Origin of the sequence: Pelosinus sp. sgz500959 (assembly GCF_042610375.1) — a bacterium.
In the GTDB taxonomy this organism is placed as follows: Bacteria; Bacillota; Negativicutes; order DSM-13327; family DSM-13327; genus CTSoil-075.
In genome coordinates this window covers 216,533-243,523 of the sequence record NZ_JBGJZL010000003.1, presented here as the reverse complement: position 1 = coordinate 243,523, position 26,991 = coordinate 216,533, and the positions used below count along the sequence as shown (strand labels likewise).

26 protein-coding genes are annotated in these 26,991 nt (G+C 37.1%); 2 read left to right on the top strand and 24 right to left on the bottom strand.

Going from position 1 to position 26,991, the window contains the following annotated elements:
- Nucleotides 1-14: 14 nt before the first annotated feature.
- The gene (locus ACAN52_RS06015; RefSeq protein WP_378953537.1) at nucleotides 15-890 is read right to left on the bottom strand and encodes a LysR family transcriptional regulator; all 876 of its coding nucleotides are present in this window, start codon (nucleotides 888-890) and stop codon (nucleotides 15-17) included.
- A 109-nt stretch (nucleotides 891-999) separates the two neighbouring features.
- On the opposite strand from ACAN52_RS06015, the gene ACAN52_RS06010 reads away from it, so the two are divergent.
- Nucleotides 1,000-1,995, top strand: coding sequence for a YeiH family protein (locus tag ACAN52_RS06010; RefSeq protein WP_378953535.1), 996 nt, complete (start codon nucleotides 1,000-1,002; stop codon nucleotides 1,993-1,995).
- A 179-nt stretch (nucleotides 1,996-2,174) separates the two neighbouring features.
- On the opposite strand, the gene ACAN52_RS06005 is transcribed toward ACAN52_RS06010, so the two are convergent.
- The 16 genes from ACAN52_RS06005 to ACAN52_RS05930 all read right to left on the bottom strand — a co-directional run bounded on the left by ACAN52_RS06005 (nucleotide 2,175) and on the right by ACAN52_RS05930 (nucleotide 19,501).
- Entirely contained in the window at nucleotides 2,175-2,468 is a 294-nt protein-coding gene (locus ACAN52_RS06005) for a hypothetical protein (RefSeq protein WP_378953533.1), read from the bottom strand.
- A 423-nt stretch (nucleotides 2,469-2,891) separates the two neighbouring features.
- A complete protein-coding gene (locus ACAN52_RS06000; RefSeq protein WP_378953531.1) occupies nucleotides 2,892-3,665 on the bottom strand; it encodes a polysaccharide deacetylase family protein in 774 nt (257 codons plus the stop codon).
- A 208-nt stretch (nucleotides 3,666-3,873) separates the two neighbouring features.
- A complete protein-coding gene (locus tag ACAN52_RS05995; protein WP_378953529.1) occupies nucleotides 3,874-5,160 on the bottom strand; it encodes an SLC13 family permease in 1,287 nt (428 codons plus the stop codon).
- A 218-nt stretch (nucleotides 5,161-5,378) separates the two neighbouring features.
- Nucleotides 5,379-7,130, bottom strand: coding sequence for an arsenical pump-driving ATPase (arsA, locus tag ACAN52_RS05990; RefSeq protein ID WP_378953527.1), 1,752 nt, complete (start codon nucleotides 7,128-7,130; stop codon nucleotides 5,379-5,381).
- A gap of 21 nt (nucleotides 7,131-7,151) precedes the next feature.
- Nucleotides 7,152-7,523: an arsenite efflux transporter metallochaperone ArsD gene (gene arsD, locus ACAN52_RS05985; protein WP_378953525.1), complete on the bottom strand. Its 372-nt coding sequence runs from the start codon at nucleotides 7,521-7,523 to the stop codon at nucleotides 7,152-7,154.
- Between the two features lie 550 nt (nucleotides 7,524-8,073).
- Entirely contained in the window at nucleotides 8,074-8,304 is a 231-nt protein-coding gene (locus ACAN52_RS05980) for a thioredoxin family protein (protein WP_378953523.1), read from the bottom strand.
- Nucleotides 8,305-8,337: 33 nt separating this feature from the next.
- Nucleotides 8,338-9,294, bottom strand: coding sequence for a permease (locus ACAN52_RS05975; RefSeq protein ID WP_378953521.1), 957 nt, complete (start codon nucleotides 9,292-9,294; stop codon nucleotides 8,338-8,340).
- Nucleotides 9,295-9,810: 516 nt separating this feature from the next.
- Nucleotides 9,811-10,134 (bottom strand): ArsR/SmtB family transcription factor, encoded by a 324-nt coding sequence (locus tag ACAN52_RS05970; RefSeq protein WP_378953519.1) that lies wholly within the window; start codon nucleotides 10,132-10,134, stop codon nucleotides 9,811-9,813.
- A gap of 233 nt (nucleotides 10,135-10,367) precedes the next feature.
- Nucleotides 10,368-11,381, bottom strand: a complete 1,014-nt coding sequence (gene mglC, locus ACAN52_RS05965) for a galactose/methyl galactoside ABC transporter permease MglC (RefSeq protein ID WP_378953517.1) — start codon at nucleotides 11,379-11,381, stop codon at nucleotides 10,368-10,370.
- Between the two features lie 19 nt (nucleotides 11,382-11,400).
- Complete coding sequence (locus ACAN52_RS05960) at nucleotides 11,401-12,918, bottom strand: sugar ABC transporter ATP-binding protein (RefSeq protein WP_378953515.1); 1,518 nt, start codon at nucleotides 12,916-12,918, stop codon at nucleotides 11,401-11,403.
- 203 nt (nucleotides 12,919-13,121) lie between these two features.
- Nucleotides 13,122-14,144: a galactose ABC transporter substrate-binding protein gene (locus ACAN52_RS05955; RefSeq protein WP_378953514.1), complete on the bottom strand. Its 1,023-nt coding sequence runs from the start codon at nucleotides 14,142-14,144 to the stop codon at nucleotides 13,122-13,124.
- 103 nt (nucleotides 14,145-14,247) lie between these two features.
- Nucleotides 14,248-15,462, bottom strand: a complete 1,215-nt coding sequence (locus tag ACAN52_RS05950; RefSeq protein ID WP_378953512.1) for an ROK family protein — start codon at nucleotides 15,460-15,462, stop codon at nucleotides 14,248-14,250.
- A 29-nt stretch (nucleotides 15,463-15,491) separates the two neighbouring features.
- A complete protein-coding gene (locus ACAN52_RS05945; protein WP_378953510.1) occupies nucleotides 15,492-16,655 on the bottom strand; it encodes a galactokinase in 1,164 nt (387 codons plus the stop codon).
- Entirely contained in the window at nucleotides 16,652-17,644 is a 993-nt protein-coding gene (gene galT, locus ACAN52_RS05940; RefSeq protein WP_378953508.1) for a galactose-1-phosphate uridylyltransferase, read from the bottom strand. Before galT ends, ACAN52_RS05945 begins: the two co-directional genes overlap by 4 nt.
- A gap of 272 nt (nucleotides 17,645-17,916) precedes the next feature.
- A complete protein-coding gene (mgrA, locus tag ACAN52_RS05935; protein WP_378953506.1) occupies nucleotides 17,917-18,906 on the bottom strand; it encodes an L-glyceraldehyde 3-phosphate reductase in 990 nt (329 codons plus the stop codon).
- Between the two features lie 46 nt (nucleotides 18,907-18,952).
- Nucleotides 18,953-19,501, bottom strand: coding sequence for a TlpA family protein disulfide reductase (locus tag ACAN52_RS05930; protein ID WP_378953504.1), 549 nt, complete (start codon nucleotides 19,499-19,501; stop codon nucleotides 18,953-18,955).
- A gap of 137 nt (nucleotides 19,502-19,638) precedes the next feature.
- On the opposite strand from ACAN52_RS05930, the gene lgt reads away from it, so the two are divergent.
- Nucleotides 19,639-20,448 (top strand): prolipoprotein diacylglyceryl transferase, encoded by an 810-nt coding sequence (lgt, locus tag ACAN52_RS05925; protein ID WP_378953502.1) that lies wholly within the window; start codon nucleotides 19,639-19,641, stop codon nucleotides 20,446-20,448.
- Here the strand turns inward: lgt and ACAN52_RS05920 are convergent.
- The 7 genes from ACAN52_RS05920 to ACAN52_RS05890 form a co-directional block, all read right to left on the bottom strand.
- The gene (locus tag ACAN52_RS05920; protein WP_378953500.1) at nucleotides 20,425-21,030 is read right to left on the bottom strand and encodes an HD-GYP domain-containing protein; all 606 of its coding nucleotides are present in this window, start codon (nucleotides 21,028-21,030) and stop codon (nucleotides 20,425-20,427) included. The two genes, lgt and ACAN52_RS05920, sit on opposite strands and share 24 nt — an antisense overlap.
- Nucleotides 21,031-21,192: 162 nt before the next feature.
- Nucleotides 21,193-21,576: a RidA family protein gene (locus tag ACAN52_RS05915; RefSeq protein WP_378953498.1), complete on the bottom strand. Its 384-nt coding sequence runs from the start codon at nucleotides 21,574-21,576 to the stop codon at nucleotides 21,193-21,195.
- Between the two features lie 137 nt (nucleotides 21,577-21,713).
- Entirely contained in the window at nucleotides 21,714-22,442 is a 729-nt protein-coding gene (gene nuoB / locus ACAN52_RS05910; RefSeq protein WP_378953496.1) for an NADH-quinone oxidoreductase subunit NuoB, read from the bottom strand.
- A gap of 16 nt (nucleotides 22,443-22,458) precedes the next feature.
- Nucleotides 22,459-23,961 carry an NADH-quinone oxidoreductase subunit C gene (locus tag ACAN52_RS05905; protein ID WP_378953494.1) on the bottom strand — a complete coding sequence of 501 codons (1,503 nt, stop codon included), beginning with the start codon at nucleotides 23,959-23,961 and terminating at the stop codon, nucleotides 22,459-22,461.
- A 4-nt stretch (nucleotides 23,962-23,965) separates the two neighbouring features.
- On the bottom strand, nucleotides 23,966-25,435 hold the full coding sequence (locus ACAN52_RS05900; protein ID WP_378953492.1) for a hydrogenase 4 subunit F: 1,470 nt from the start codon (nucleotides 25,433-25,435) through the stop codon (nucleotides 23,966-23,968).
- A 4-nt stretch (nucleotides 25,436-25,439) separates the two neighbouring features.
- Nucleotides 25,440-26,066, bottom strand: coding sequence for a hydrogenase (locus tag ACAN52_RS05895; protein WP_378953490.1), 627 nt, complete (start codon nucleotides 26,064-26,066; stop codon nucleotides 25,440-25,442).
- Nucleotides 26,067-26,093: 27 nt separating this feature from the next.
- The gene (locus tag ACAN52_RS05890) at nucleotides 26,094-26,984 is read right to left on the bottom strand and encodes a respiratory chain complex I subunit 1 family protein (protein ID WP_378953850.1); all 891 of its coding nucleotides are present in this window, start codon (nucleotides 26,982-26,984) and stop codon (nucleotides 26,094-26,096) included.
- Nucleotides 26,985-26,991: the final 7 nt, after the last annotated feature.

Genomic DNA, 26,991 nt, shown 5'->3' with positions numbered 1-26,991 from the left:
GCGGTTTTACTCTGCTACGAGTGCTCTAAACACACTTGGATAAACTTCTCTAATACAGGCAAGATAAATTTATTTTTATGATGAATCAGACTAAATTGTCTTTTAAAATACACGCCCTCGATTTCTACAATCGCCAATTCCTTTCTCTTTACCTCTTTCTCCACTGCTAATCTTGACATCACTGAAACTCCCAGCCCCGATGCAATAAAATTCTTAATGGTCTCAGCATTGTTATAAACTCCAGCAACTTGCCACTGTAAATTCCTACTTGCCATCACTGACTCAAATAATTCACGAGTCCCACTACCTTCTTCCCTAACAATGAACTCCATATGATCAATGTCTGTATGTACTACTTTATTCTTTTTGGCTAAAGGATGAGATGGAGTAGTCACAAGCATCAGTTCATCATCCATAAAAGATTGGCTTTCTATACCCGAAGAGTGAATTTTACCTTCGACCAAACCAATATCTAATTCATCTAACAACAACATGTTTTCGATTATTTTTGTATTATAAACTGATGAAATTATTTTTACATGAGGATTTTTCTTATTAAATGCTATAATAATCTCATGTAAGATACAAGTCCCAACAGTCACACTTGCACCAACCCGAATAACTCCATTATGCTGCATTTCTCCCATAGCATCCTCTGCTTCTTGACTCAGATGCACAATATGTCTAGCATAAGTCATTAGTTTTTGACCAGCAAGGGTAATAAACAACTTCCGCCCTAATCTCTCAAATAGTTTGATCTGATAGTGTTCTTCCAATTCTCTGATTGCCTGACTGACAGAGGGCTGAGCAATGTAAAGCTTTGCCCCAGCAGCCGTCATATTTCCTTCATCACAAACACATAAAAAAATCATCAAATGTCGTAAGGTCATATATTCTCCTTTCTACTATAGGCAATTACCTATCTTTTTGATTACATTATAATATTTTACATATATTTTTTCAAATGTTATGATTACATTAAAGAAAGGAGAGATACATATGACCGGCAATAACACTCTTAGGAATCGACTACCAGGCATTTCCATTGTTACACTCATTGCCATTCCAGCTTGGTGGCTCGGAACATTCCTACCTTTAATTGGAGGCCCAGTCTTTGGAATTCTCTTCGGCATGATGATTGCATTGTGGAAAAGGCCGATACATTATGATGCAGGAATTCAATTCACGGCCAAAAAAATACTACAACTTTCGATTATTTTACTTGGTTTTGAAATGAATTTAGTAAAGGTTTTTGAGGTCGGCAGTCAATCTCTCTATATCATGATCTTTACACTCAGTGCTGCATTTTTAACAGCTTGGCTTGTTGGTCGTTATTTAAAATTACCTGAACATACAAGTATTTTGATTGGTGTGGGCACGGCAATCTGTGGTGGTTCGGCAATTGCAGCTACAGCGCCTGTTATATCCGCCAGTGATAAAGATGTTGCTTATTCCATATCTACTATATTTTTATTCAATATCGCTGCTGTATTTATCTTCCCTTTTACAGGACATCTACTTGGCATGAGCGATATGGGGTTTGGCATGTGGGCAGGAACAGCCATCAATGATACTTCCTCGGTTGTGGCTGCAGGGTATTCTTACAGTCATGAAGCAGGAAATTTTGCCACCATCGTTAAATTAACTCGCGCCCTTATGATCGTTCCCGTCACTATAACCCTTGCTCTTTTTACTGCAAGAAAAAATGCTTCTCATATTGACTACAACCTATTTAAAATATTCCCATGGTTTATTTTAGGATTTTTAATGACTTCTATTCTCAGTACAATAGAAATTCTACCTCCCTCACTTTGTAAAATCCTTGCTGAAGGCGGAAAGTTTTTCATCATCATGGCACTCACTGCCATTGGTCTTAACACCCATCTTAAGCAACTGATTCACCATGGCATGAAACCCATACTGCTCGGCTTATGTTGCTGGATCATGGTGGCCTTAGTATCACTGATCGCACAACAACATTTAGAAATATGGTGAAGTAAAATAAATACAATAGGCGCATCTAAAATAACGACAAGTCATTTTAGATGCGCCTATTGTATTTCATATCATTAATACTATAAATATTGCAGTGAGCATTTTTTTGAAAGAACGATCATAATAAAAATAAAACTCCTAGGAGTATACACTCACATGAATACTTATCACTCCGAAACTTATTTTCCTTTACCGAAATCAGTTGTGGCAAATCCTCTAGTTGGGAAGGCGCAATTCTCTGGGGCGATTTTAGTTCTGTCTGTGCGAGCGAATCCCATACCTGCAGTACTGCAATCGACTACACTATCATCTTGTTTTGCAACTTCATCTCGATTACCAAAGTCAGTCGTGGCAAATCCTCTTGGTGGTAAACCGCAACTTTCTGAAGCAATATCACTATTTTCTGTACGGGCGAAACCTTTACCTGCTGTACTACAATCTGGAACATTTACCTCACTAGTTTTTGTGGTCATATTAAGAATCCTCCTTATCGTTTTATTTTTTATCTTTTAATCATCTCAAGCAGATTTTAAAGATAAATGTTTCTATTAACTAATAATAATTATCTTTTAATAACTTATTTAATAATAATATCAAAATAAATAATTGTCAATCTTATTTTAAAATTTAATTATAAACATAAACTATGTTTTGCTTTGCCTTCTGGAGTTGAAATACTAGAGAGCTAAAAAAGATCTCCCTGTACGAAAGCATTCACCATTACATAGTATGTATAATAAAAAAGAAATTTAAACAAGTGCTCGAATAAAATTGAACCCCTTGTATTAGAACTTTTTTTAAGTCCAATACAAGGGGTCCATTCAATGTACAAAATTTATTATTTTCCGTTAGCAATCGATCAATAAGTCGTATTTACATTGTCACTTTAATCGTTCTTAACCAAATATACGGGGAAGAAATCCTTTTTTCGCCATCACATAAGCAATAGAACGATCATGATGAAATATCGGGATTCGTCTGATTGTCAGCGGGTTAGAAAACTCTGCAAAACCACTTTGCACTGAAAATCCTCCAAGATACCCAGCCTCACGAGCAATTTGAAGTGTTTCAGATTTATAGCTTCCACAAGGATATGATATAAAGTCAACTGATTTTCCTATGATTTGTTCCAAGTCAGACTTTGATTGATTTAGTTCTGTTGCTACATCTTTAGGGACTAATTCTCCAAGTGATCGATGTGTGATCGTATGAGATCCAAAATCCATGCCTACAGCCTGCATTTCACGGATTTGGGGGATTGTTAATCGATCATTATTTCCAACCATCCCTGTAATGATATAAAAGCTAGCCACCATAGAATACTTTTGAAGAATAGGAAAAGCATTTATATAATTGTCCAAGTAACCATCATCAAAAGTGATGACAATCGGTTTGCTTGGAAGTGATGAAGAATTCCCTTGCAAATGTTGTTTCACTTGTTCAAGGGATAATGCATTATATCCTCCATAAGATAAAAGTTCCATGTCTTGTTCAAAATGTTTAACACTAATTGTTAAGTCATCAGGTTCTGATCCTACACGATGATATAACAATATGGGTATACTTTTTATAAATTGATTGATTTCCTTGTATTCCGTAAAAAGAGATATACCCGATATCGTTGCGGCAACACCAGCACACCCTTTTAGAAATTGACGTCTAGTTATCATAGTTATATCTCCTTGTCTATATAAACTGATCACTACAGTACCAATGCCAAACCACATTGCGACTCATAAAACGATCATCCTAGCAAAAAGAATATTGAGCATCAATACTATTACTTACAGTACATTTTTCTATTGTACTACATCTTTAATCATAGTACCATTTTAAAATTTAACACAGCAAAGTACGACACTAAAATAATAACGTTAGTTAAATCAAATATCGGATATAAACATATATACTAGAAATCACAATGGATAATAACATTAAAGGAAATGCTACTTTAAAATAGCTACCAAATGAAATTGAATGACCTTCTTGAGCGGCCAGTCCAATGACAATGACATTCGCACTGGCTCCAATTAATGTCCCATTTCCACCCAAACAAGCCCCTAATGCCAAACTCCACCAAAGAGGTTCGAGATTAGCAACTCCCATCGTACCCATTTCTTTGATCAAAGGGATCATGGTGGCTACGAAGGGAATATTGTCTACAAAAGCCGAAGCAATCGCACTTAACCACAAAATGAGCATAGCAGTCGCCACAGAATTACCTTCTGTTAATTTCATTAGATCCTGGGCAAGTATAGAAATGATACCTGTCTCCACCAATCCAGAGACCAGTACAAATAATCCTACAAAGAAGAAGATCGTCAACCATTCAATTTTGTGAAAAATCCGCTCTAATTCATGCTCAGATTTTGCATAGGTCATGACGAGCAATAAGACTGCTCCTGAAAGGGCAACTGTAGCTGACTCCAAATGAAGAACTTGATGAAAACAAAAGGCACCAATCGTAAGCGCAAGGACAAATAAGGATTTTTTTAATAAAGGAATGTCTTGAAGTTGTTTTCTTTCATCCAGTGCCATCACTTTAAACTTAAGTTCATCCGTAGTTTTTAGACGTTTACGATAAATGACCACTAAGATTGATAAGGTACTCGCCAAAATGAAAAATGAAATTAAGGCTAAATTATTGGCAAATGCTGAAAAAGTTAATTCTTTGACGGCACTACCAATCATAATATTGGGCGGATCGCCAATCAAAGTTGCCGTACCTCCAATATTTGACGCAAGAATTTCTGTAATCAGATAAGGAATTGGATTCACTTTTAATTGAGCTGTAATACTGAAAATAACTGGAGTCATGAGAAGTACTGTTGTTACATTGTCTAACAGCGCTGACGCGATAGCAGTTAAAACACCAAGAGAAACAAGTAATTTAACAGGATCAGCATTTACTTTTTTAGCTGCCATAATTGCCAAATAATTAAATAAGCCCGTTTGACTGACAATTGAAACCATAATCATCATCCCAATTAACAGACCAATCGTATTAAAATCAATATGATGAAAAGCTGTTTCTTGGCTAATGACTTGAAATAAAATTAACAGCACAGCGCCAGCTAAAGCCGTAACAGTGCGATGGATCTTTTCTGAGATAATTAATGCATAGGCCAATAAAAAAACAATGACCGCAATGAGTGATTTTTCCATAGTAACGCTCCTTTTTATCGTTATTATAATCATAACTTATCAATTCATTGCATTTTTTTCTTAATTACTTAACTTCAACCCCTTCTTTTCCTTAGGCTCCTCCAAAAATGCAAAAAGAAGCCTGTCAGTGACAGACTCCTCCAAAATGCGAATTATGCTATTACCTATATTATATATTTTCTATGAATTGAAAGCAATGGTTAAAGCACGATATTTCTCTACTGAATTAATTCTACTAATTTTTCGCCTTTTATTTCTTCACCTTTCCATGGTATCACTGCAAAATTGCCTTCGGAAATTTCATCTACTTTATTGATCCATTGAATTTCGCCTAAAGATTTCGCTTTTAATAATGGACTTTGGGTATTTGTCATAAGTAAACTCGAATTAATAACCCACCATTTATTATTAATTCCTGCTCTTATTAAATCTTCACGCAATCGCATGGCTTCATATACAGGAGTCGCTTCAGGAAGTGTGACAATAACGACTTCTGTTTCCTTTTCATCCCGTAATCTTGGCAATAACTTCTTCACTGATTCTGGAATATCTCCCTGAGAGCGTTGTATTTCTTTATGATAACTTTGTGTGGCATCTAGTAGCAATAAAGTATGGCCTGTCGGCGCTGTATCGATCACGACAATCTCATTATCCGCCTTATCTACAATCTCAGCAAATGCACGGAATACAGCGATTTCCTGTGTACAAGGAGAACGAAGATCTTCTTCCACATAGGCGATATCTTCTTCACCCATGGTTTCTCTTGCCTTTGCCAGAACAGTTTCTGAATAGTTAAGAAGTTCTTCCTTCTCATCGATCTTACTTAAGGTAATACCATGGCCCTCTTCCACGACAAACTTCAGATGATCTGCTGGATCAGTGGTTGTTAAATGAACTTTTACACCTTTTGCGGCAAGACCAATCGCAATCGCCGCTGCTAAGGTAGTTTTTCCGACGCCACCTTTTCCCATAGTGAAAATAACTTTTTTCTTAGATGCATAAAGATCCTCTATTAAGGATTTCACCTTGGGTAGCTGAGCTTTCGCAAGCTTATAGTCTTGAGTTTCTAAATAATTTTCTTTTAATAACAGCCTTATATTTTTAATTCCTGTTACATTATAAGCACGTAAGGGAATGATGTAGGTTTGAATACCCTGCAGAGATTGAGGTATATTCTGCATGGCACTTTGTTGCTTACCATACAATGTATTTGCTATTTCATCATTTTCGATATCTAATTGGAGTACACCATTGATCACTAATAGCTGATTATTAACCCCAAGTTCCTTTAATTCATTGGAAGCTCGCTCAGCTTCTTGTAACGGGGAATATTCCGGTCTAGATATTAAAGCGAGAGTTGTCAAATTACCATCAGCTAAAGTGCTAACAGCATTTTTATATACTTCTTTCTTACTTTCAAGACCTGATAATTGACCCAAGCAAGATGCGCCATGGGTACTGTCACTAATGAAGTTACTCCACGCGGATGGTAATTGCAACATCCGCAAGGTATGACCCGTTGGTGCTGTATCAAATAGAATATGGTCATATTCGGCTTGCATTTTTTCATCAGTGATAAAGTTAGAAAACTCATTAAAGGCAGCAATTTCTACGGTACATGAACCTGAAAGCTGTTCTTCCATATTGCGCAAAACACTTGGCGGAAGTTTACCCCGATAAGGCGCAATCACCGATTCTTTATATTCTTTCGCCGCTTCTTCTGGATTGAGATTCGCCACCACAAGATTGGGAACTTCCTCAATGAGAGTACCTTTACTAGTCAGTTCTATACCAAATACATCTTGCAAGTTCGAAGCTGGATCAGTGCTAACAAGAAATACTTTTTTGCCTTGATCAGCTAAGGTAATGGCTGTCGCACAAGCAGTAGAAGTCTTACCAACCCCACCTTTCCCTGTGAAAAACAAATACTTAGTCAAATTTATATTGTCAGGATTAAAGACTTTATACATATAACGCCTCCGATTTAAAAATTAACAACATCCACCTTCACAACAACAATCACCTTTGCTCGGTGCAGGCACTGTCGCAATTTCCTCTTTTGATAAACCTGCCCATTTAGCAAATTCATCATCTGTAGGATATGCCTTGGTTTTCACGACTTGCCCATCGACGAGTGTAAGGGGTAAAATTTCTACATCTTCTTTCATCAAATACTCATTTACTATTTTATTATCGACAAAAGCTTGTGGTTCGCCTGAAAGACCATAGCGAATCACCGAGACACCTTTTTTAGTAAGAGTATTGATCGTCGTAGCTACCCTTAGCAGTTCTGGGTCAATACCAGGTCCACAAATTCCTGTTGAACAACACATTGCTGGATCAAAAATTTCAATTTTACTCATTTTTTTATCTCCCCTTATATTTATTATATTATGATGCATATGCTCGCACTCGAATATACGCATATATAATCTAGAACAAACTTTTTATCTTACCCTTGACTCAGCGCCTATAGTGCTAACTCTAGTTTCATCCCTATGGGTTTTTAGTATCTGTATTAGACTTAATTATTTTTATTCCCTTGCGATCAATCACTATAAAAATTAGTCTATAATCAGTTTAGTTGGGTTTTCAGAATTATAACATTACCATATTCAATTATAATCATATTTTACTTTTTAGAACCTGTCAATATAAGAAAAAAACTAAGTTTTTCTGATTCATTCCATTTTATCAAGTTATCAAGAATTCACGTTCTTCTTCTTTGTAGAGATAATTCCAGTATATATTTCAACAAGGAAATAAGTGCATTATTTCTTTCCTCAATTCACAATTTTAAATGAATTTTCCTATACTTTCGTCAGATATACATAGAAAAGAGGTATATTCCGCCTCTTTTCTAGTGAATCTTTACTGGATTTGTATAGCAATCGTAGAGGGATTTTCATACATTTATCTTAATAGAGCTTTAATTTCTTCTACACTAGGTATTTTCCCACTTACCTTAACCACACCATCCACTACTAATGCTGGAGTCGTCATTACACCATAAGACATTATTTTTTTGATATCTTCTACTTTTACAAATTCTGCCTCAACATTTAACTCGGCTGCTGCCTTTTTTGCTCCTTCCATCAAATCACTACATTTTTTACAACCCATACCTAAAATTTCAATTTTCATCATCATCGCTCCTACAATTTTATTGTATCTTATTTACAAAATAGCATTAAATAGATAACCGGTACCAATAATTGCAACAGATACAATACCAATAAATGTTGCAATTAATTTAGGTTTAAGTACGTTGCGCAGTATAATCATTTCAGGAAAACTTAAAGCTGTAACAGCCATCATAAATGCGAGCACCGTTCCCATACTCATTCCTTTTTCCATTAGGACATATACGATAGGAATAATACCAGCCGCATTCGAATACAAAGGAACCCCTAAAAGTACAGCAATTGGCACCGCAAAAAAGTTATCCTTCCCCGCATAAGCCACCAAAAAATCTTCGGGAGCATATCCATGAATCCCGCCACCGATCGCAATGGCAACAACAACATATGGCCAGACTTTACTCAAGATCTCTTTAGTATAATCAATGGCATAGTGTATTTTTTGCGAGATGTTCATTTCAACAATCTCACTTTGTCCAACTTTCATCTGATAGACATATTCTTCTACAAGATGTTCAAGTTTAAGTTTACCAATGATATATCCTGAGGCAATCGCAACCACGAGCCCAGTCGTGATATAGATAGCTGCCACCTTCCAACCAAACATTCCCCATAATAATACTAGAGCCACTTCATTCACCATAGGAGAGGAAATCAAAAAGGAAAAGGTTACCCCAAGTGGTACACCTGCTTCCACAAAGCCAATAAACACTGGTACTGCCGAACAAGAACAAAAAGGCGTAACGACTCCTAGTAAGGCCGCCATAATATTACCCCAAAATTCTCTTTTATGACTTAAGAGTTGTTTGGTACGTTCAGGTGAAAAATAAGTCCTAATGATCGATACAAAAAATATAATCACGATTAACATAAAAAATATTTTTAGAGTATCATAAATAAAAAAATCTACTGCACCAGCAAGCCCAGTTCCAGGCTCAAGCTTAAAAATTTCATAAGTCATATAATCTGCAAAAGTTTGAAACAAATTCAGCACCTCCTTATTATATTACATTTTTATAATATGATAATATATTAATAACTACCTTGTGTCAATAGCAGCTCAGACCTACCGCCCCTGAACATTTCTCCAATTTTATAATTGGATACTATGTTTCAGACACTATAATCACTCCTCTAGTCTCGATTATTTTATTATATGCCCACACCCACCATTGGTTCGCTTGTATTTTTTACTCGTGACATATTCCTTACATAAAAAATTAAACTAATCCCACCGACGATTAATAAAGTAACAAGTAATCGCCAGTAGCTGTACTCGCTAAATTTTCATCTCGCAGGCGGTTTATTCCCATAGCAAAAGACTCCTACCAGCTTTATGGTAGGAGTCTTTACCGCTTTCACGGGAGTAACGGCGAACGCCATAGTCTATAAGTTGTTACCAAAATTATACTGTAACTTTTAAAGCCATGTTAATAATTAAAAATTCATGATAATATAACAAAAAAGACTCGCTCTCAATCGTTATTTTTTCAAATTGAAGGTTTTTCCACTACTTGAAAAACTTCAATATACTTTGACTCTGTCCAATTTGCTGACTCAATGTTTTCTCTGCAGCACAAATCACGTCCATCACAGATGTATATACAATTCGGTAAATGACTTTCTGTCCTTCTTTCCGCGAATCGATAATTCCCTGTTTTTTCATCATACTCAAATGTTGAGACAAATTAGACTGTTCAATACCAATTTCTTCAAGTAAGTCACAGACACAAAGTTCACCATGCTCCAAACAATGAAGTATTTTAATGCGCACTGGATGGCCTAATGTTTTAAAAAAATCGGCTGTTAATTTTATCACTCTATCTTCTGCCATGTTACGATCCTCCTCTGGCGAAATTCGAAGAAATTCTTACGCTGACACATTCCTACATATTTATAGTATAACAGTTCATCCCAATAATTGAAATTTCTCTGCACTACAGTAATCCAAAAACTCCTTTAATGAAATCAGATATTTTAAATATAAAAACAAGCATATTTTAGATAAGAATATATTATCTAAAATATGCTTGTTTTATATATTTTTTTCTATACTAATTCAATTTTTTATTTTTTCGCAATATATTTTCGAATATCGACAGCAACAGCCGCAACAATAATTAAGCCTTTGATGATCAATTGCCAATATGGGTTCATACCAACAAAAGTCAGACCATAATTGATAACCGTAAAAATTACGACCCCAACTAAAATGCCAGGTACTGTACCGATACCACCAGTTGTTGATACACCACCAACAACACAAGCGGCGATAGCATCAAGTTCATACATATTACCGTAATTATTCGTGGCACCACCTGTTCTTGCAGCTTCTAGAACTCCAGCGAAACCATAAAGAGCTCCAGCAATTGCATAGATCATGATAATATTAAGGCCAACATTAATCCCTGAAACAGTCGCAGCATTCATGTTGCCACCAATGGCATACATATTTTTCCCTAGTTTAGTTTTATTAAAAATAACCCATACAATAAACGATACAACTAAAGCAATAATAACAATATAAGGAATTGAGTAAGGGCCCGTTCCGATCGATCCGGAACCAATCTCAGTAAAATCCATCCTCAAGCCACCGATTGGTTGAGATTCATTTGGTTTCATATCAAAATAAATAGAATTTACACCATATACCATAACATAAGTACCTAATGTCGCAATGAAAGGCGGTACACTAAACTTAGCAACAATCCATCCATTGATTAAGCCAACAAGTAATCCACCGGCTACTGCAATCAGAATCGGTATCCATATTGGCATATCAGGTAAATCAGGAAAGAACCGACGTGAATAATCAGCAACTTGGAGCATAGAGGCCGATAATACGGCTGCCAAACCAACGACACGTCCTGCCGAAAGGTCAACCCCTGCGGTAATGAGTACAAAACCAGCACCAAGAGCAATAATAACCCGTGTGGAAGACTGCATCAGTATATCACGTAAAGTATTGATCGATAAAAAGTTAGAATTATATATGGCGATTGCAACAATTAAAACAAGCAAGACGCCATAAATTGCATACTGCAAAGCAAATTCATTCATTTTTTTCATATTAAATTCCATGGGATGTTACCTCCTTCGTTTAGTCCATATATAGGGTTGCATGACGCATGATTTCTTGTTCAGTAGCCTCGTCTCGATTAAGAATTCCTGTTAATCGACCCTCACACATCACCATAATTCGGTCTGACATTCCTAAAATTTCAGGCATTTCAGAAGAAATCATAATGATACTTTTTCCTTGTTTAGCAAGTTCAAGAATAATGGTATAAATTTCATACTTTGCCCCAACATCAATCCCTCGTGTTGGTTCATCAAGGAGCAAGATCTCTGGGTCAGTCAAAAGCCAGCGTCCTATCAAGACTTTTTGTTGATTTCCTCCTGATAGATTTTTGATTAACTCATTGACTGAAGGCATTTTGACTCTGAGTTTTTCAGCACTTTTTGTTGCATCTTTTTTCATCTTCTCTTCATCAAGTAAGAAATAAGAAGTTTGGTAAGCATCAAGGTTAGCAATTGCCGTGTTCTCTGTAATCGGAAGCACAGGGAAGATTCCTGTAACACGTCGTTCTTCTGTCAGTAAGGCAATTTTATGTTTTTTAGCATCAGCTGGTGATTTAATGCTGACCTCTTGACCATTCATAATAAATTTCCCTTTTTCCACTGCACGCAGACCAAAAATTGCTTCAACGAGTTCAGTCCGCTGCGCACCAACAAGGCCACCAATGCCTAATACTTCCCCTTTTTTAAGGTCAAAAGTCACATTTTTAAAAGAGCGCGGATTTGTTGATGTCAAATTTTCAACTCTCAGTACCACATCACCAGGTACGTGAGTCCGATCAGGGAAACGATTTGTCAGATCACGTCCAACCATTTTAGAAATAATGAGATCCGTTGTCATTTCTGAGGCATTCCAGGTGCCAATATACTTACCATCACGCATAATTGTAACATCATCTGATATTTGGAGAATTTCTTCCATTTTGTGGGATATGTAGATAATTGAAACGCCTCGTTGCCTTAAGTCTCGGATAATTTTAAATAATTGTTCTACTTCTGTTCCTGTCAATGATGATGTCGGTTCATCCATAACGATTATTTTTGCATTAAAAGACACAGCTTTTGCGATTTCAATTGTTTGAATCTTGGATACAGATAAGGTTTTAACTAGCGCGCTTGGATTGATGTCAATTTCAAGTTGCTTAAACAAAGCCTCAGTTTCCGTATACATTTTATTATGATCTACGAATTGAAAAGGTCCAAACCCTTTCATCGGAAAACGTCCTAACCAAATATTTTCCATTACATCACGATGAGGAATGGGATGAAGTTCTTGATGGATCATGGATATCCCATAATTAAGGGCATCTTTAGAATTATGAATTTCTAGTTTTTGACCATTCAAAAATATTTCACCAACATCTTGTTTATAAATCCCAAAAAGACATTTCATAAGAGTTGATTTGCCTGCACCATTTTCTCCCATCAGGGCATGAACAGTGCCAGGCCGTACTTTCAATGTCACATCATCAAGGGCTTTGACGCCAGGAAATTCTTTCGAAATATTGTTCATTTCCAATAAAAATGCAGTGTCCACCATAATAGCGCCTCTCTTTCTCTCCAAGGCTTTTTTTACATTGTATAGAATAATAATGGCAAGGGTACAACGCTCAATACATTGGCCCTTGCCATTTTTAAAGAACAATCTAATCCACTTACTTCAAGGAAAACTGAACTTACTGTAAGCCTTATTTTCCTTGTTTGGAATCAAGAAAATTTTTTATTTTCTGATTCTGCTAAACATTATTTAGCGTCGTTAATGTTTTCTTTCGTAATCTTTTTGTAGTCAATCCATACATATTTACCATCAGTGATAACATAACCAGTATTTTCTTTAGTAGGATTTTCACCTTTAGCAAGTACGCTTGCAAGGCTGAAAGTTGCTTTACCTTGGTTATTTGCATCATTTAAAACTGTACCATACAATGTACCTTCTTCTAATGCTTTTAATGCAGGAGCTGTAGCATCAACACCAACTACAGGCATATATTTGCCATCTTTGAAATAACCTTTAGCTTTTAATGCTTCAATAGCGCCTAGAGCCATATCATCATTATTAGCAAGTACAACATCAATTTTACCTTCATTAGCAGCTAAGAAGGCTGCCATTTTTTCTTGGCCTTTTACACGATCCCACATAGCAGTATCTTCAGCAACTTTTTCAATTTTTAGACCTGCTTCTTCAATTGTTTTAATTGCAAATTTAGTACGCATTTCAGCATCTTGGTGACCTGGTTCACCTTTAAGCATTACATAGTGAATCACGCCATCTTTGGTTGGATGAGCTTTGAAATAATCTACGACCAATTGCCCTTCCATGATTCCAGATTGTTCAGCTTTTGCGCCAACATAATATACTTTATCCCACTTTTTCATATCTTCAGTTAAAGGTTCACGATTCAAAAATACAACAGGAATATTAGCTTTTTTGGCTTTGTCAATAATAACACCAGCAGCATTACGATCAACAGGATTAATCGCAAGAGCTTTTGCTTTTTTGTTAATGAACAAATCAACTTTGTCATTTTGAGTTGGCTGTGAGTTTTGGCTATCAACGATTTCTAATTGAGCTTTACCTTCTGCAGCCTTGGAGATTGCACTACGTACACCACTCATAAAAGTATCATCAAACTTATAAATGGCTACACCAATTAAATCTTTTCCACCTTTACTTGCATCAGTTGCAGGTGCATTGCTCGAACATCCAGTCAGTAGTACACCAGCTAATAAGGTTGACATCATGAGCGCTTTCCAGTTCTTTTTCACAGATAACCCTCCTAAAATATTTTTGTGGAATATTTTATGCTACAAAACAGTTCTCCTTACCTAAAATGACTTCTGCTTTATAACATTGCCACCATTGTGCATGCTACCTAGATCCAAGCCATACAGATTGCGTAATTTCAGCAAATACCATATCAGCTACACCTTTCATTGTATTCTCGGTAGCTAAGTCGGAAAAACGGATTTCTAAGACACTGCTGCAGCTTTCAAAAGATCGATCGCCGACAGTCTGTCTGACTATATCTTCAATAAATTGACGGGCTTTAACAATTCCGCCGCCAATTACAACTATTTTCGGATTGAAAATATTCACTAAATTGGCAATACCTATGCCTAGATAACGGGCTACCTGACCTAAGATACGAATAGCAACTTCATCACCTTCAGTTGCAGCCTGATAAATAATATTAGGAGTAACGAGAGTGAGTTCGCCATTAACGAGATCGCAAACTAAAGATTTTTGGCCTTCTTTTATTGATTTTACTACCATATCAACCAGGGCATTTTCAGATGCCAAGGCTTCCATACAGCCATAATTGCCACAACTGCACACGGGCCCTGAAATATCGATAGTCGTATGACCAACTTCCCCCGCACTACCGTTGATACCACGATACATTTTTCCATTAAACATAATGCCTGATCCAATACCATGGCTTACTTTTAATAAGATCATACTATCAGCATCTTTCACCGATCCATAGTAATACTCACCATTGATCAAGGCTTTGGCATCATTTTCAACAAAAGTTGGAATACCTGTTTTTTCTTCAATAATCCTTCTAATCGGTATATTTTTCCATCCTATATTCGGTGCAAATACTGAAATACCTTCTTTAATTTTAACAGGTCCTCTTACAACAACCCCAATTGCTGGCACAATGGCAGTAGCTGATTCCTTACAATGAGCAATCATTAGTAACATCAGCTCAATAACTTCTTCTTTTGTCATGCCTTTGATTTTTTTATTTTCTTTATAGTGGATCTGAAAGCTAGAATCAACCAAATAGCCAATCATCTTTTCAGACCGAATATGGATAATAATAATCTGAGCAATTTTGGGATTAACCTTCAGTAATAAAGGACGTCGCCCCCCACTAGACTCTCCAATGCTATCTTCTAAAATTATCCCTAAATCAAGCAGTTTTGACGTGATATTCGTCACCGTAGGAGGAGTCAATCCTGTCAGCTTTGCAATATCGGCTCTCGATATCAAGCCTTGACGCCGAATGACATTCACAATCTGTTCATCATTACTACCGTTTGCCTGTTTAAAAGTATGTGTAATCACATTTTCCATTTCATCTCCTACCTTATGTCACTAAACTATCACGTTATCAGTTTTACACCATCAGCAATGCTCGCTACATAAAAATCTGGTGTTAAACCTGTAATTTCATTGTATCCTTGATATACCGTGCGCTTAAATTCTTCGATCTTTTCCATTTTAACAAGAGCAATTGCACAACCACCAAATCCTGCGCCAGTCATACGTGCACCAATACATCCCGCTGACTCAAGAGCACAATCAACAATCGTATCGAGCTCTAATCCTGTCACCTCATAATCATTTTTTAGAGATAAATGTGACTGTGTCATCAAATGACCAAATCCTATTAGATCTCCCTGTGCTAACAACTCAGTTGCTAATAAAACACGATGATTCTCTGATATAACATGCTGAGCCCTACGCTGCAGAACTGAATCTTCAATGTATGCTTCAACGTCTGTCAACAATGCCTGGCAAAGATTGTCTACTGAGCGATGCTTTCGTATAAGCTCCAAGGCCTCTTCACATTCTCCTCGACGCTGATTATATTTCGAGTCTGCTAATTCCCGTTTTTTATTCGTATTCATAATCACTAAACGATACTCACCAAGAACAAATGGAATGTATTTGTAGCTTAGATTTTGACAATCAAGGAGTATAGCGCACTCTTCACGCCCCATAGCCACGGCAAACTGATCCATAATACCACAATTCACTTTTGTAAACTCATTTTCTACTTTCTGACAAAATCTAGCTAATTTTACACAATCAATCGTATGATCACCATTTGCATAGCGCAGCATATATGCGGTCAAAACTAAAATCGCAGCGGAAGAAGAAAGCCCAGCGCCATCGGGAAGATTGCCTGAAAATAAAATTTCACAACCTCTTATGGAATGACCATAATCTAATAAAAATTTGATAACCCCCTTCGGATAATTACCCCACCCATCTTTCCCCTCATAGAGTATAGGTGTCTTTAGGTCCACACTCACTTTAAGTGGAGTATTCATAGATTTCAAGTGAACCACTTGATCTGAACGAAAGCGCAAGATACCATAAACACCGAGTGATAGAGCTGCAGGAAATACAACGCCACCATTATAGTCAATATGTTCACCAATCAAGTTAACACGACCAGGAGCAAAAAAGCACTGCATAGGTTGGTCACTAACACCAAATTCTTCCTCGAATGCATTTTTTAGTTGATCGATCTCCATCATGTAGATTCCTCCTGCATATTCACCACTTTTACATAAGCCCGGCGCAGCATTTCAGCAGTTTGTTCCACAGCCAGAGGATTGCAGGCCGCCCATGCTCCCATTTCTGATGAAGCATAATACTTTATTTTATTGGCTTCTCTAAGGGGTGTATAAAATTCAATATGGAAATGATAATAGTCATCGGCATCTTGATAATCATCACTGTTGACTGGTGTTTGATGGAAACACATCATATACGGAAATAGTTTGTCAAACAACTGATCAAAAGCACCTGTAATATTTTTAAGCATCAATGCTAAATCCCGTCTTTCTTGTTCATCAAATTCAGTAATATTGCCTTTGTGATTTTTACTTACAATAAATACGCCATAAGGATAATCTGTAAAGAATGGAATGTACGCTAGGAAGCTTTGATTTTCAGCAATGATGCGTTGCTTGCTTTGCATTTCCTCTTGATTCATATCGCAAATCAAGCACCTTCCCTGATCTTGATAATGTTGTCGGCAGCTATCAAGTTCAACTTGGATTTTTTGTGGCAAAAAAGGATAAGCATAAATTTGACCATGAGGATGGGGCATCGTAACCCCCACTTCTTCTCCTCTATTTTCAAATTGAAAAATATATTTGACTTTAGGATCTTGAGATAATATTTGATATCGCTCAGCTAAGAGAGATATTAATTTATGAATATGATCAACAGATAAACTCGGTAACGTACTGTGGTGATTAGGAGAATATAAAACGACCTCACATTTACCATAATTGGGTGCAATTTTATACAATCCACTTTGAGGACTATCAGATTTTTCGGGCATCGGTGTTAATGCCGGGAAATCATTATCATAAGTATGTACATCATATTGATCAGGTACTTTTCCAGAACCTGGGCAAAAAGGACACCAATCTTTAGGTAATTGTGGTCGATCTTGCCGATTTGATGCAACCATTGTCCATGTTTGTAGCAAAGGATTCCATCGGAGTTCAGCCATTTTTATCCTCCTATCTAATGTTTTAACAATGAATCAACGAAAGAGTCTGTTAACTCATATTGCATAATTTTTACAAAAAAACCGAATACTTTATTTAGTGTTTAACTAAGTATTCGGTATAAATTACAAAAAACCTTTCTGAATTCAATGAATTTTAAAATTTATTGAATTATTTTTTAAAAAATCAGAAAATGTATCACATTCTGGATCATAAGTAAGGATAATTGAGACTTTGATTTGACTTTGCGTATGGCATATGCCATATGCAAAGTTTATTTTAATATTTCATCAATAAGTGCCAGTTCTTCCTGTTCAAAATCAAGGTGATCTAACGCTCTTACGCAGTCATCAATTTGGCTAACTTTACTGGCCCCAATTAAGACAGAGGTAACTCGTTCATCGCGCAACACCCAGCCTAATGCCATCTGAGCGAGATTCTGACCCCGTTTTTTTGCAAGATCATTCAACATTCTGACTTTCATCATTAATTCATCAGTAATATCATCAGACTTTAAGAAAGTACTTTGACTAGCGGCACGTGAATCTTCAGGTATACCATTCAAATATCGTTCAGTCAATATTCCTTTCCCCAAAGGAGAAAAAGCAATACAACCTACTCCATTCTCTTTTAAAACATCTAGCAATCCATCCTCAACCCATCGATCTAACATGGAATATCGTGGTTGATGTATGAGGCAAGGCGTACCGAGTGCCTTTAATATAGCAAAAGCTTGTTTAGCTTGATCTGGGCGATAATTTGAAAGGCCTACATATAGGGCTTTTCCTTGACGTACTAACAGATCAAGAGTCATCATGGTCTCTTCTAAAGGCGTATTAGGATCAGGGCGATGGTGATAAAAAATATCTACATAATTCAGCCCCATCCGTTTCAAGCTTTGATCAAGACTTGCGACAAGGTATTTCTTCGATCCATGATCACCATAAGGTCCTGGCCACATGGTATACCCTGCTTTTGTTGAGATGATCATTTCATCCCGATACTTCTGAAAATCACCATGTAATATTTTCCCAAAAGTTTCTTCTGCTGATCCTGGCGGTGGTCCATAATTATTAGCCAAATCAAAATGAGTAATTCCCAAATCAAAAGCACGCCGAACAAGCGCACGTCCATTTTCATAATTATTCACACCACCAAAATTATGCCAAAGCCCTAGGGAAATTGCCGAGATTTTCAAACCGCTGCTTCCACACCGATTATATTTCATGTGTTGATATCGTTCAGAACTTATCGTATGTGACATCTTACCTTCCTCCCGACTATAAAATTTTATACATCACACCACCATTTTATAAACTATTGATTATGCCTTCTAATTCATTGATTGTCATGGCACCTGATTTACGATATTTGATCATACCATGTTTATTAATGATAATTGTCGTGGGAATGGCAGTGACTTGAAAGTTTTTTGCAACTGCTCCATCTTTATCAAGCAATACTGGCATTGTATAGTGATTTGCATTCATAAAACTTTTGATTTTTCCCTCAGATTCATGCAAATTCACAGCATAAAAATCAATTTTTTGTCGATTTCTTTGAGCGAAAACTTCGAGATCAGGCATTTCTTCTTGACAAGGCGGACACCAAGTTGCCCAAAAATTGATCACTATGATTTTTCCAGATTGTCCGACTGTGACTTCTGAACCCGTCAAACTATCCAGATTAAAAGGAGCTAAATTTTGTCCTACCCTGACACCAATCCCAGGACTCGCTGACGTCTTATTAGTATTCCCATCAAAATGAGAATACCAATAGTAACCTGAAGCTAACATAATAAGAAAAACTGCAAAGATTATATTTCTTCTATTGATATAATCATCCCCTTCTGACTGCATGGAAAACTAGTTCATCCTTCGCCAAGCACGCTCTTAATTCCTTTTATTAAAAAACTTTGCAATCTATTTTATATTTATTAAATAGCCATATTTTGTTATACTATAACTTAGTATTCTAATATCACGAGGAGGACTCTATGCACCAATATCTCTTTTTTATCGGTGATTTTCCGATTAGGGCTTATGGTTTAATACTCAGCCTGAGTATTATTTTAGCAACAGGCACAGCTTATTTTTTAGCAAAACAAGATGGTCGTTGGCATCAACATGTGCCTGATATAGGAATTGTTGGTGGTTTGGCAGGAATTGTCGGCGCACGCTTATGGGACGTTTTTTTCTTTGACTGGGGTTATTATCAACATCACTTATTAGAAATCCCTTTTGTCTGGCAAGGAGGAATGGCCATCCAAGGTGGTATATTATTTGGTATCATTGCAGGATGTATCTATACTAAACGTCATCATATTGACACTTGGGCCTTTGCTGACATTGTTGCTCCTGCCATTATTATTGGACAATCCATTGGTCGTATGGCCAATCTACTCAATGGTGATGCCTTCGGCAATCCAACTGGTGGCCCTTTTGGTATCATCTATCCAGCGACAACCTTAGCGTACCAAGTGTATGGTAATCAACCGCTCTGGCCTGCTGAAATTTGGGAAGGACAAATTGATATTATTATCTTTGTCCTCTTACTCATGTTTCGTACAACAAATCATGCCAAAGGCCAGGTTTTAATTTTGTACGCCGTTTTATATTCCGTGGCGCGTTTCTTTCTAGAATACTTACGTGGCGACTATGGCACTCTATTCTTAGGATTAAAATCAGCCCAATTGACAAGTCTCACAGTCATCATTTTGGGCATCATTTTATTTATTTGGTGTGGTCTACGCAAAAAGCCCATAGAACCAGTAAAAAAGCAATCAAGCAGTCTGAAAAAAAGATAATTTATCTCTTTTCATCATTCGAACGAAAACTTCAACGATTTGCCGGTCAAATTGGGTATCACTACAACGTGTTAACTCTTGCAATGCATCACTGATCGACATACTCACCTTATACGTACGGTTCGTCGTCATGGCATCGAAAGCATCTGCCACAGCAACAATACGTGCTCCTAATGGGATATCCTCTCCTCGCAAACCGTCAGGATATCCCCCCCCATCAATGCGTTCATGATGGTGACGGACAATGAGCGATACACTCTGTAAGATTTTAACTTTACTAACAATATGATAACCAATGATAGGATGGTCTTTTATCAGCTTAAACTCTTCATTTGTTAACCGCCCTGGTTTACTGATAACAGCATCTGGTATTCCGATCTTTCCTACATCATGCAAATGGGCACCAATATGAATCAGATATTGTTCTTCATCTGACAAATTCAGCTCTTTTGCAATGGCCAAGGATATTTCAGCGACTCGTTCAGAATGTCCACAGGTATAACTATCCTTTGCGTCCACTGCAGCTGCCAGCGCATCAACAACTTCATGTAAATCATCTACTGTAAAAGGTGCTATAAGCATCTATATCTGTCCCCTTTAACTCACTTCCGTTAACGATAACCATTATCATCTTTCTATTCTATACTATCTACCTAAATTGTCAATATCAACCACAGCTCTACTTAGAGTCATTAAGCCGCAAAACCAATGGGTTTTGCGGCTTAATGATTTTAGATGTAACGCCTATTTCTCATAAACTGCAATGACTTCAATTTCTACACTTACATCCCGCGGCAATCTAGCAACCTGTACACAAGCACGAGCTGGCTGTTCAGTTGTAAAGTATTGAGCATAGACTTTATTAACAGTTTCAAAATCTTCCAGATCTTTTAAAAATACACTTGTTTTCACGACATGATCACAAGTTAAACCTTCATGGGCTAAAATGGCTTTCAAATTATTAAGAACTTGATAGGTTTGTAACTCAACTCCACCGTAAACAATTTGACCACTTACAGGATCTAGTGGAATTTGACCAGAAACAAATAAAAAGCCATTGGCTTTGATAGCCTGAGAATAAGGTCCAATCGCTTGAGGTGCCCCATTTGTACTAATAACAGTTTTCATATCAATAACCTCCTACAATTCTTTTTAAGTATACACATTGCATTAAACATTTTGACAAGTAAAAAATTAATCTTTCACCTTCATTAATGCCTCATATATAGATTACTATTATTTTCGTTAAAAAGAAGAAAATTCCTTCAAAATTTATTCATTGCCAATAATAGTCCATAGAGTAAAGCTTGAGGTCTAGGTGGGCAACCAGGCACATAAACATCAACTGGCACCACCTCATCCACTGCTCCTCGAAGAGCATAACTCTGACTAAAAACTTGACCACTCGCAGCACATGCACCAACTGCTATCACAATCTTAGGAGTCGGCACAGCCTCATATGTCATTAACAAGGCTTGGGTTAAATTTCGAGTCACCACCCCCGTAACCATTAGCAAATCAGCATGCCGTGGTGAAGCTACAAAATCAATGCCATATTGTTGCACATCATAAATCGGATTACTTAAAGCGTTCATTTCAAAATCACAGGCATTACATGACCCAACATCAACATGCCGGATATGAAGGGAACGCCTTAATATAGACCAGATTTTCTTTTTTAATAAATGACCTGCTTCATCACCTAAACTACCCGATAATGTAGCTAACTTATAATGATCCGTATGTTTAATTTGTTTCTTTTCACACTGCTCTACACATCGTCCACAAAAAATACAGGCATTATGATTCATATGTAGTGAGTCATTTACAATAAAGATAGCTTTTGTCGGACAAACTTTGGTACAAGCTTGACACTCTATACAATCCTGATCTTCAATAACGACTTCCCCTCGAAAACGAGTCGGTACTTGCCCATCATCATACTTTTCAGTTACCTTACCTGTGGAAATGATTTTTTTAAAGATATTGATCATGATCTACACTGCCCCCTTAGCGATCAAGACATGCATAACACAGTTCAAAACTCTTATTAATCAAAGGAAAATCAGGAATAATATTCCCAGGAACGGCAGCTGTAACAGCAGGCCAGTTATGATAGGATGCTGAGCGTACAAAATAACGATAAATTGTATGATTCTCTCCTACCATAAGCCAATGAACATTGCTCCCCCGCGCCGATTCGCTCCAGCCCAAACCGCTACTATAAGGTTTTATTTTAGGAATATCCACTGCAAGTACTCCTCGCTCCTTTGGCATATTTTCAATAATTTGTCTAATCATTTCCATTGAATACTCTACTTCATCAGCTCTAACCCATAATCGAGCCGCTACATCTCCACTTGCATGTACTGGTACTGAAAAATTCAATTTTTGATAAATCGAATAAGGATGATCACGACGCAAATCAATATCAACTCCTGAAGAGCGAGCCGCCACACCTACAACCCCTAAATCAAGGGCTGCCTGCCTTGTAAGTATACCGGTTCCCTTCACTCGATCAAGAAAAACACTATTATTATGCAGCAGTCCCATCAGTTCTACAAACTCATTCCCTAACAAGTCTAACTGTTTTTGAATTTCCCGGGAAATATCTATAGAAATATCAAAATTAACCCCACCTAGAATGACCATTCCTCGCAAAAAACGATTACCAGTGATCGTTTCATTTAAACGCATGACTAATTCTTTAAGACGAGCCCCTTGACTAATACCTACAGAAAATCCTAAGCCCGCACACAAATTACCAATATCCCCAATATGATTGTATAAACGTTCCATCTCTGCAACCAGACATCTTATGTATTGAGCACGCTGTGGGACTTCAACGTGCGCTATTGTTTCAATAGCCTGGACATAAGATAGTGTATGTGAGACGCTACATGCACCACAAATACGCTCAGCTTGATACAATCCGAGTTCCAGCGATAAACCTTCAACTCCTTTTTCAATACCTCTATGAGTAAAAAACAATTTTGCATCCAAATGAATCATCTGTTCACCAGACTGGCTAAACCGAAAGTGCCCTGGTTCAATAATACCAGCATGAATAGGACCAACAGGCACTTCAAAGATTCCTTCCCCTTGTACACTTATCATGGGATAAGGAACATTTGCCTCTGGTACCTTATTGACTGAGAAATCCTTACGCAAAGGATATAAACCTATTGGCCAATTTTCATGAAGTACGAGACGACGTAAATCAGGATGTCCAATGGGCACGAGACCAAATAAATCATGAATTTCCCGTTCATACCAAGCTGCAACTTGAAAAAGCGGCGTCAAAGAAGGAAATTCTAAACCATCCTGAGGATTTATCATACTTTTAAGCCCTTTAAAAGTATGTTCCCCTGCAAAAATACAATAAATAGCAAAGCAATGATTCATAGCACGTTCATCATTGGCAAACATGGCGGTCAGCTCATATTTGCCTCCACAGTATATTTCTTTTGCTTGTTTGACTAAATCACAGATAGCAACTTCTTGATATTCCACATGATTATCCTCCCACTAGAATAGATGTTGCGATCAATAGCATCTCATTTAACCATGTTGGTATATAGACTCCTGTTACGGCAACAAGTCCTACAGAAATGACCATTGCCACATAGGCCAGCTTGTCAATCGAGACCGTAGCTGCTCTTGATTTGGGTTTAGCACCAAAAGACATTGATAGGCAATAATACATCATACCCGCGAAAATTCCTGCAAGTAAGAATAGAACCAGGACTCCCAATACTACCCACCCACTTTCAAAAGCTCCTTTGATTACAATTAATTTACTAATAAATATGCCAAAAGGTGGTGTGCCAGTAATAGCAAGTATGGTCATAATAAACAAAGCGCCGATGAGGGGCATGGCTTTCACTAACCCACGAATTCGCGCAATATGTTTAGTCTGGTATTCTTGAATGATCGTACCTGCCATATAAAACAAAGCAGATTTAGCAATGGCATGATTGATCATATGTAATAATGCACCATAGACTGCCTGAGGAACACCAATACCAATTCCCAGTATAATAATTCCCATATGTTCGACACTCGAATAAGCTAACAATCTTTTGATATCATGTTGTACTAAGATAAACGGAATCGCGATGACAATGGAAAATACACCAAAACCGATCAATAAATAGTATAGGAATTCACGATTAACAACAGCCTGCACTATAATTAAATTTCGCATCACAGCATATACAGCACAACTCAGTAGTGCCCCAGATAACAAACCACTCACTGGTGATGGTGCTTGACTATGGGCATCTGGTAACCAGGTATGCATAGGTGCTAAACCAGCTTTTGTCCCATAGCCAATTAAAATGAAAATAAATGCTAATTTTGCAATGGCTGGATCAAGTTGAGCGCCTATTTTTTTAAGCTCCAACCAACTTAAAGCTTGTAACTCCCCACCAGCCACATTAACCTGAGCATAATACAATAAAATAGTCCCAAGTAATGCAAGGCAAATCCCAACTGTACACACCATCACATATTTCCAAGCAGCTTCTAAAGCCGAATGATTAAAATAAAATGCAACTAATAGGGCCGATGCTAAGGTCGTCGCTTCCACTGCGACCCACAGTAAACCCAGATTTTCCACAAGGAGTACACTCATCATGGTAAAAACAAATAAATTAAATAAACCATAATACCGACACAACATTTTAAATGTAATATGGCCATGGACCAATTCTTTTTCCATGTAGGGAATAGAAAACAACGTTGAGGTTAATGTTAATACTGCAACGATCATGAGCAGTATCCCACTTAATTGATCTACATATAGCATTTTATATTGAAACGCTCCTGCCACTGTAATTTGATATATAACAATACCTAAAACTAAACTTGTTACTAGGCAGCCGATCAAATTAATCCAGCGTATTCCAGTTGTTGTCCTCTGAAATAAAGATACAAAACCCGTTACAATCGGCAAAAACAGGACTATTAATAGCAGTTCTCCCACACTATCATCCCTTTAATTTTTTTAACATACTAGTATCTGTTGATATACCTGATAATTTCAGTCGATATGTTAAAATACCTAGCACGACTACCGCTACCAAAACGTCAAAGAAAACTCCAAGTTCAATAATTAAAGGTAATCCCTTTGTGACTGACAATCCGACCAAATAAATCCCATTTTCCATAGTAATCAACCCCACAATTTGCATCACAGCTTGCCTACGCGTCATAATCAAAAGCAGACCAATGAGAGTCATGGCAACAGCGGTAGCCAAAGCATCACGACTACCAGCCCCAGGTAAAGCTTTGTCAATCAGGCTGTACGCTAACACAATTGCAATGCAGGCTGCAGCAGCTGAATAATTCATATTTAAAATTGGATGATCTTCACTTTCATGTTGCAAATTATCAACAATATTCATTAAGCCATAAGGAATTAATCCGACTTTTACAACAGCAGTTAATGCAGCTCCAATATACATATGAACTGCACCTGTTTCAATCCCAACTGCAGCACAAGCCAAAGCTACCATAAAAGACTGTGCTAATATTAAATTAACAGCTGTACTAAGCCTTGATACACGAGTCAATAATAACGCTGTAAATAAGAGTAAGATTGTAAGAATATTCATCTTTGCTCCTCCTTAGCATGGCAATTCTTAATAAGCTACGAGTGCTAATAATGATAACAAACAAGATATGGCTAAAAAATTTGGCACCTTAAACAACCGCATTTTATTCGTACTTATTTCAGTAAAAGCAATCAGTATGGCTATAAAAAAAACTTTCACAAGCATCCAACCAAAATAATAACTTTCTAGAGGATTTCCTGGTAAAAAAAATACTACAAATAGGAAAATCATACTTAATTGTTTAGTTGCTGATGCAAAAAAAATCAAAGCCAATCGACGTCCGGAATACTCTAAGATCATTCCTTCATGAATCATGGTTAATTCTAAATGAGTATCTGGATTATCTACAGGAATACGTCCTGTCTCTGCAATTAATACCATAAAAAAGGCAATGGCTGCAAAAACATACGCTAGGGAAAAAGGACTATCAGCCACAGCCAAAACCATTAATCCCAAACTTGTCGTTTTGGCTTTAAAGGCAACAGTCAGCAAGGATAATAACATGGCTGGCTCAACCAAGATAGCAATAAACATTTCTCTAGCCCCGCCCATACCACCAAAAGCACTGCCCGCATCTAATGAGCCCAGTACCAAAAAAAATCGTCCAAGAGCCCATAAATAAATTAATAAAAAGGCATCACCACTCCCTGGATTCCCAAAAGAAATCACAGGTACTAATGCAGCTACAGCGACATTACTCATAAAATAAATATATGGGGCAGCGTTAAAGATCCACGAAGCCGTCGGAGATAGAACACTATCTTTCGATAATAACTTTATGAAATCAAAATACACTTGAAATAAGCTAGGGCCTTGTCTATTTTGCAACTTTGCCTTTGTTGTTTTTATAACTCCTGAGACCAACGGCGCTACTAATACCATTCCTACTGCTTGAATGCTACTTAATAATAGTTCCATCACTCAT

Excerpts from the sequence above, each read along its gene's own strand:
- ACAN52_RS06015 (WP_378953537.1), bottom strand. The coding sequence starts at position 890 with ATGACCTTACGACATTTGATGATTTTTTTATGTGTTTGTGATGAAGGA.
- ACAN52_RS06010 (WP_378953535.1), top strand. The coding sequence starts at position 1,000 with ATGACCGGCAATAACACTCTTAGGAATCGACTACCAGGCATTTCCATT.
- ACAN52_RS06005 (WP_378953533.1), bottom strand. The coding sequence starts at position 2,468 with ATGACCACAAAAACTAGTGAGGTAAATGTTCCAGATTGTAGTACAGCA.
- ACAN52_RS06000 (WP_378953531.1), bottom strand. The coding sequence starts at position 3,665 with ATGATAACTAGACGTCAATTTCTAAAAGGGTGTGCTGGTGTTGCCGCA.
- ACAN52_RS05995 (WP_378953529.1), bottom strand. The coding sequence starts at position 5,160 with ATGGAAAAATCACTCATTGCGGTCATTGTTTTTTTATTGGCCTATGCA.
- arsA (WP_378953527.1), bottom strand. The coding sequence starts at position 7,130 with ATGTATAAAGTCTTTAATCCTGACAATATAAATTTGACTAAGTATTTG.
- arsD (WP_378953525.1), bottom strand. The coding sequence starts at position 7,523 with ATGAGTAAAATTGAAATTTTTGATCCAGCAATGTGTTGTTCAACAGGA.
- ACAN52_RS05980 (WP_378953523.1), bottom strand. The coding sequence starts at position 8,304 with ATGAAAATTGAAATTTTAGGTATGGGTTGTAAAAAATGTAGTGATTTG.
- ACAN52_RS05970 (WP_378953519.1), bottom strand. The coding sequence starts at position 10,134 with ATGGCAGAAGATAGAGTGATAAAATTAACAGCCGATTTTTTTAAAACA.
- mglC (WP_378953517.1), bottom strand. The coding sequence starts at position 11,381 with ATGGAATTTAATATGAAAAAAATGAATGAATTTGCTTTGCAGTATGCA.
- ACAN52_RS05960 (WP_378953515.1), bottom strand. The coding sequence starts at position 12,918 with ATGGTGGACACTGCATTTTTATTGGAAATGAACAATATTTCGAAAGAA.
- ACAN52_RS05950 (WP_378953512.1), bottom strand. The coding sequence starts at position 15,462 with ATGGAAAATGTGATTACACATACTTTTAAACAGGCAAACGGTAGTAAT.
- ACAN52_RS05945 (WP_378953510.1), bottom strand. The coding sequence starts at position 16,655 with ATGATGGAGATCGATCAACTAAAAAATGCATTCGAGGAAGAATTTGGT.
- galT (WP_378953508.1), bottom strand. The coding sequence starts at position 17,644 with ATGGCTGAACTCCGATGGAATCCTTTGCTACAAACATGGACAATGGTT.
- mgrA (WP_378953506.1), bottom strand. The coding sequence starts at position 18,906 with ATGTCACATACGATAAGTTCTGAACGATATCAACACATGAAATATAAT.
- ACAN52_RS05930 (WP_378953504.1), bottom strand. The coding sequence starts at position 19,501 with ATGCAGTCAGAAGGGGATGATTATATCAATAGAAGAAATATAATCTTT.
- lgt (WP_378953502.1), top strand. The coding sequence starts at position 19,639 with ATGCACCAATATCTCTTTTTTATCGGTGATTTTCCGATTAGGGCTTAT.
- ACAN52_RS05920 (WP_378953500.1), bottom strand. The coding sequence starts at position 21,030 with ATGCTTATAGCACCTTTTACAGTAGATGATTTACATGAAGTTGTTGAT.
- ACAN52_RS05915 (WP_378953498.1), bottom strand. The coding sequence starts at position 21,576 with ATGAAAACTGTTATTAGTACAAATGGGGCACCTCAAGCGATTGGACCT.
- nuoB (WP_378953496.1), bottom strand. The coding sequence starts at position 22,442 with ATGATCAATATCTTTAAAAAAATCATTTCCACAGGTAAGGTAACTGAA.
- ACAN52_RS05895 (WP_378953490.1), bottom strand. The coding sequence starts at position 26,066 with ATGAATATTCTTACAATCTTACTCTTATTTACAGCGTTATTATTGACT.
- ACAN52_RS05890 (WP_378953850.1), bottom strand. The coding sequence starts at position 26,984 with ATGGAACTATTATTAAGTAGCATTCAAGCAGTAGGAATGGTATTAGTA.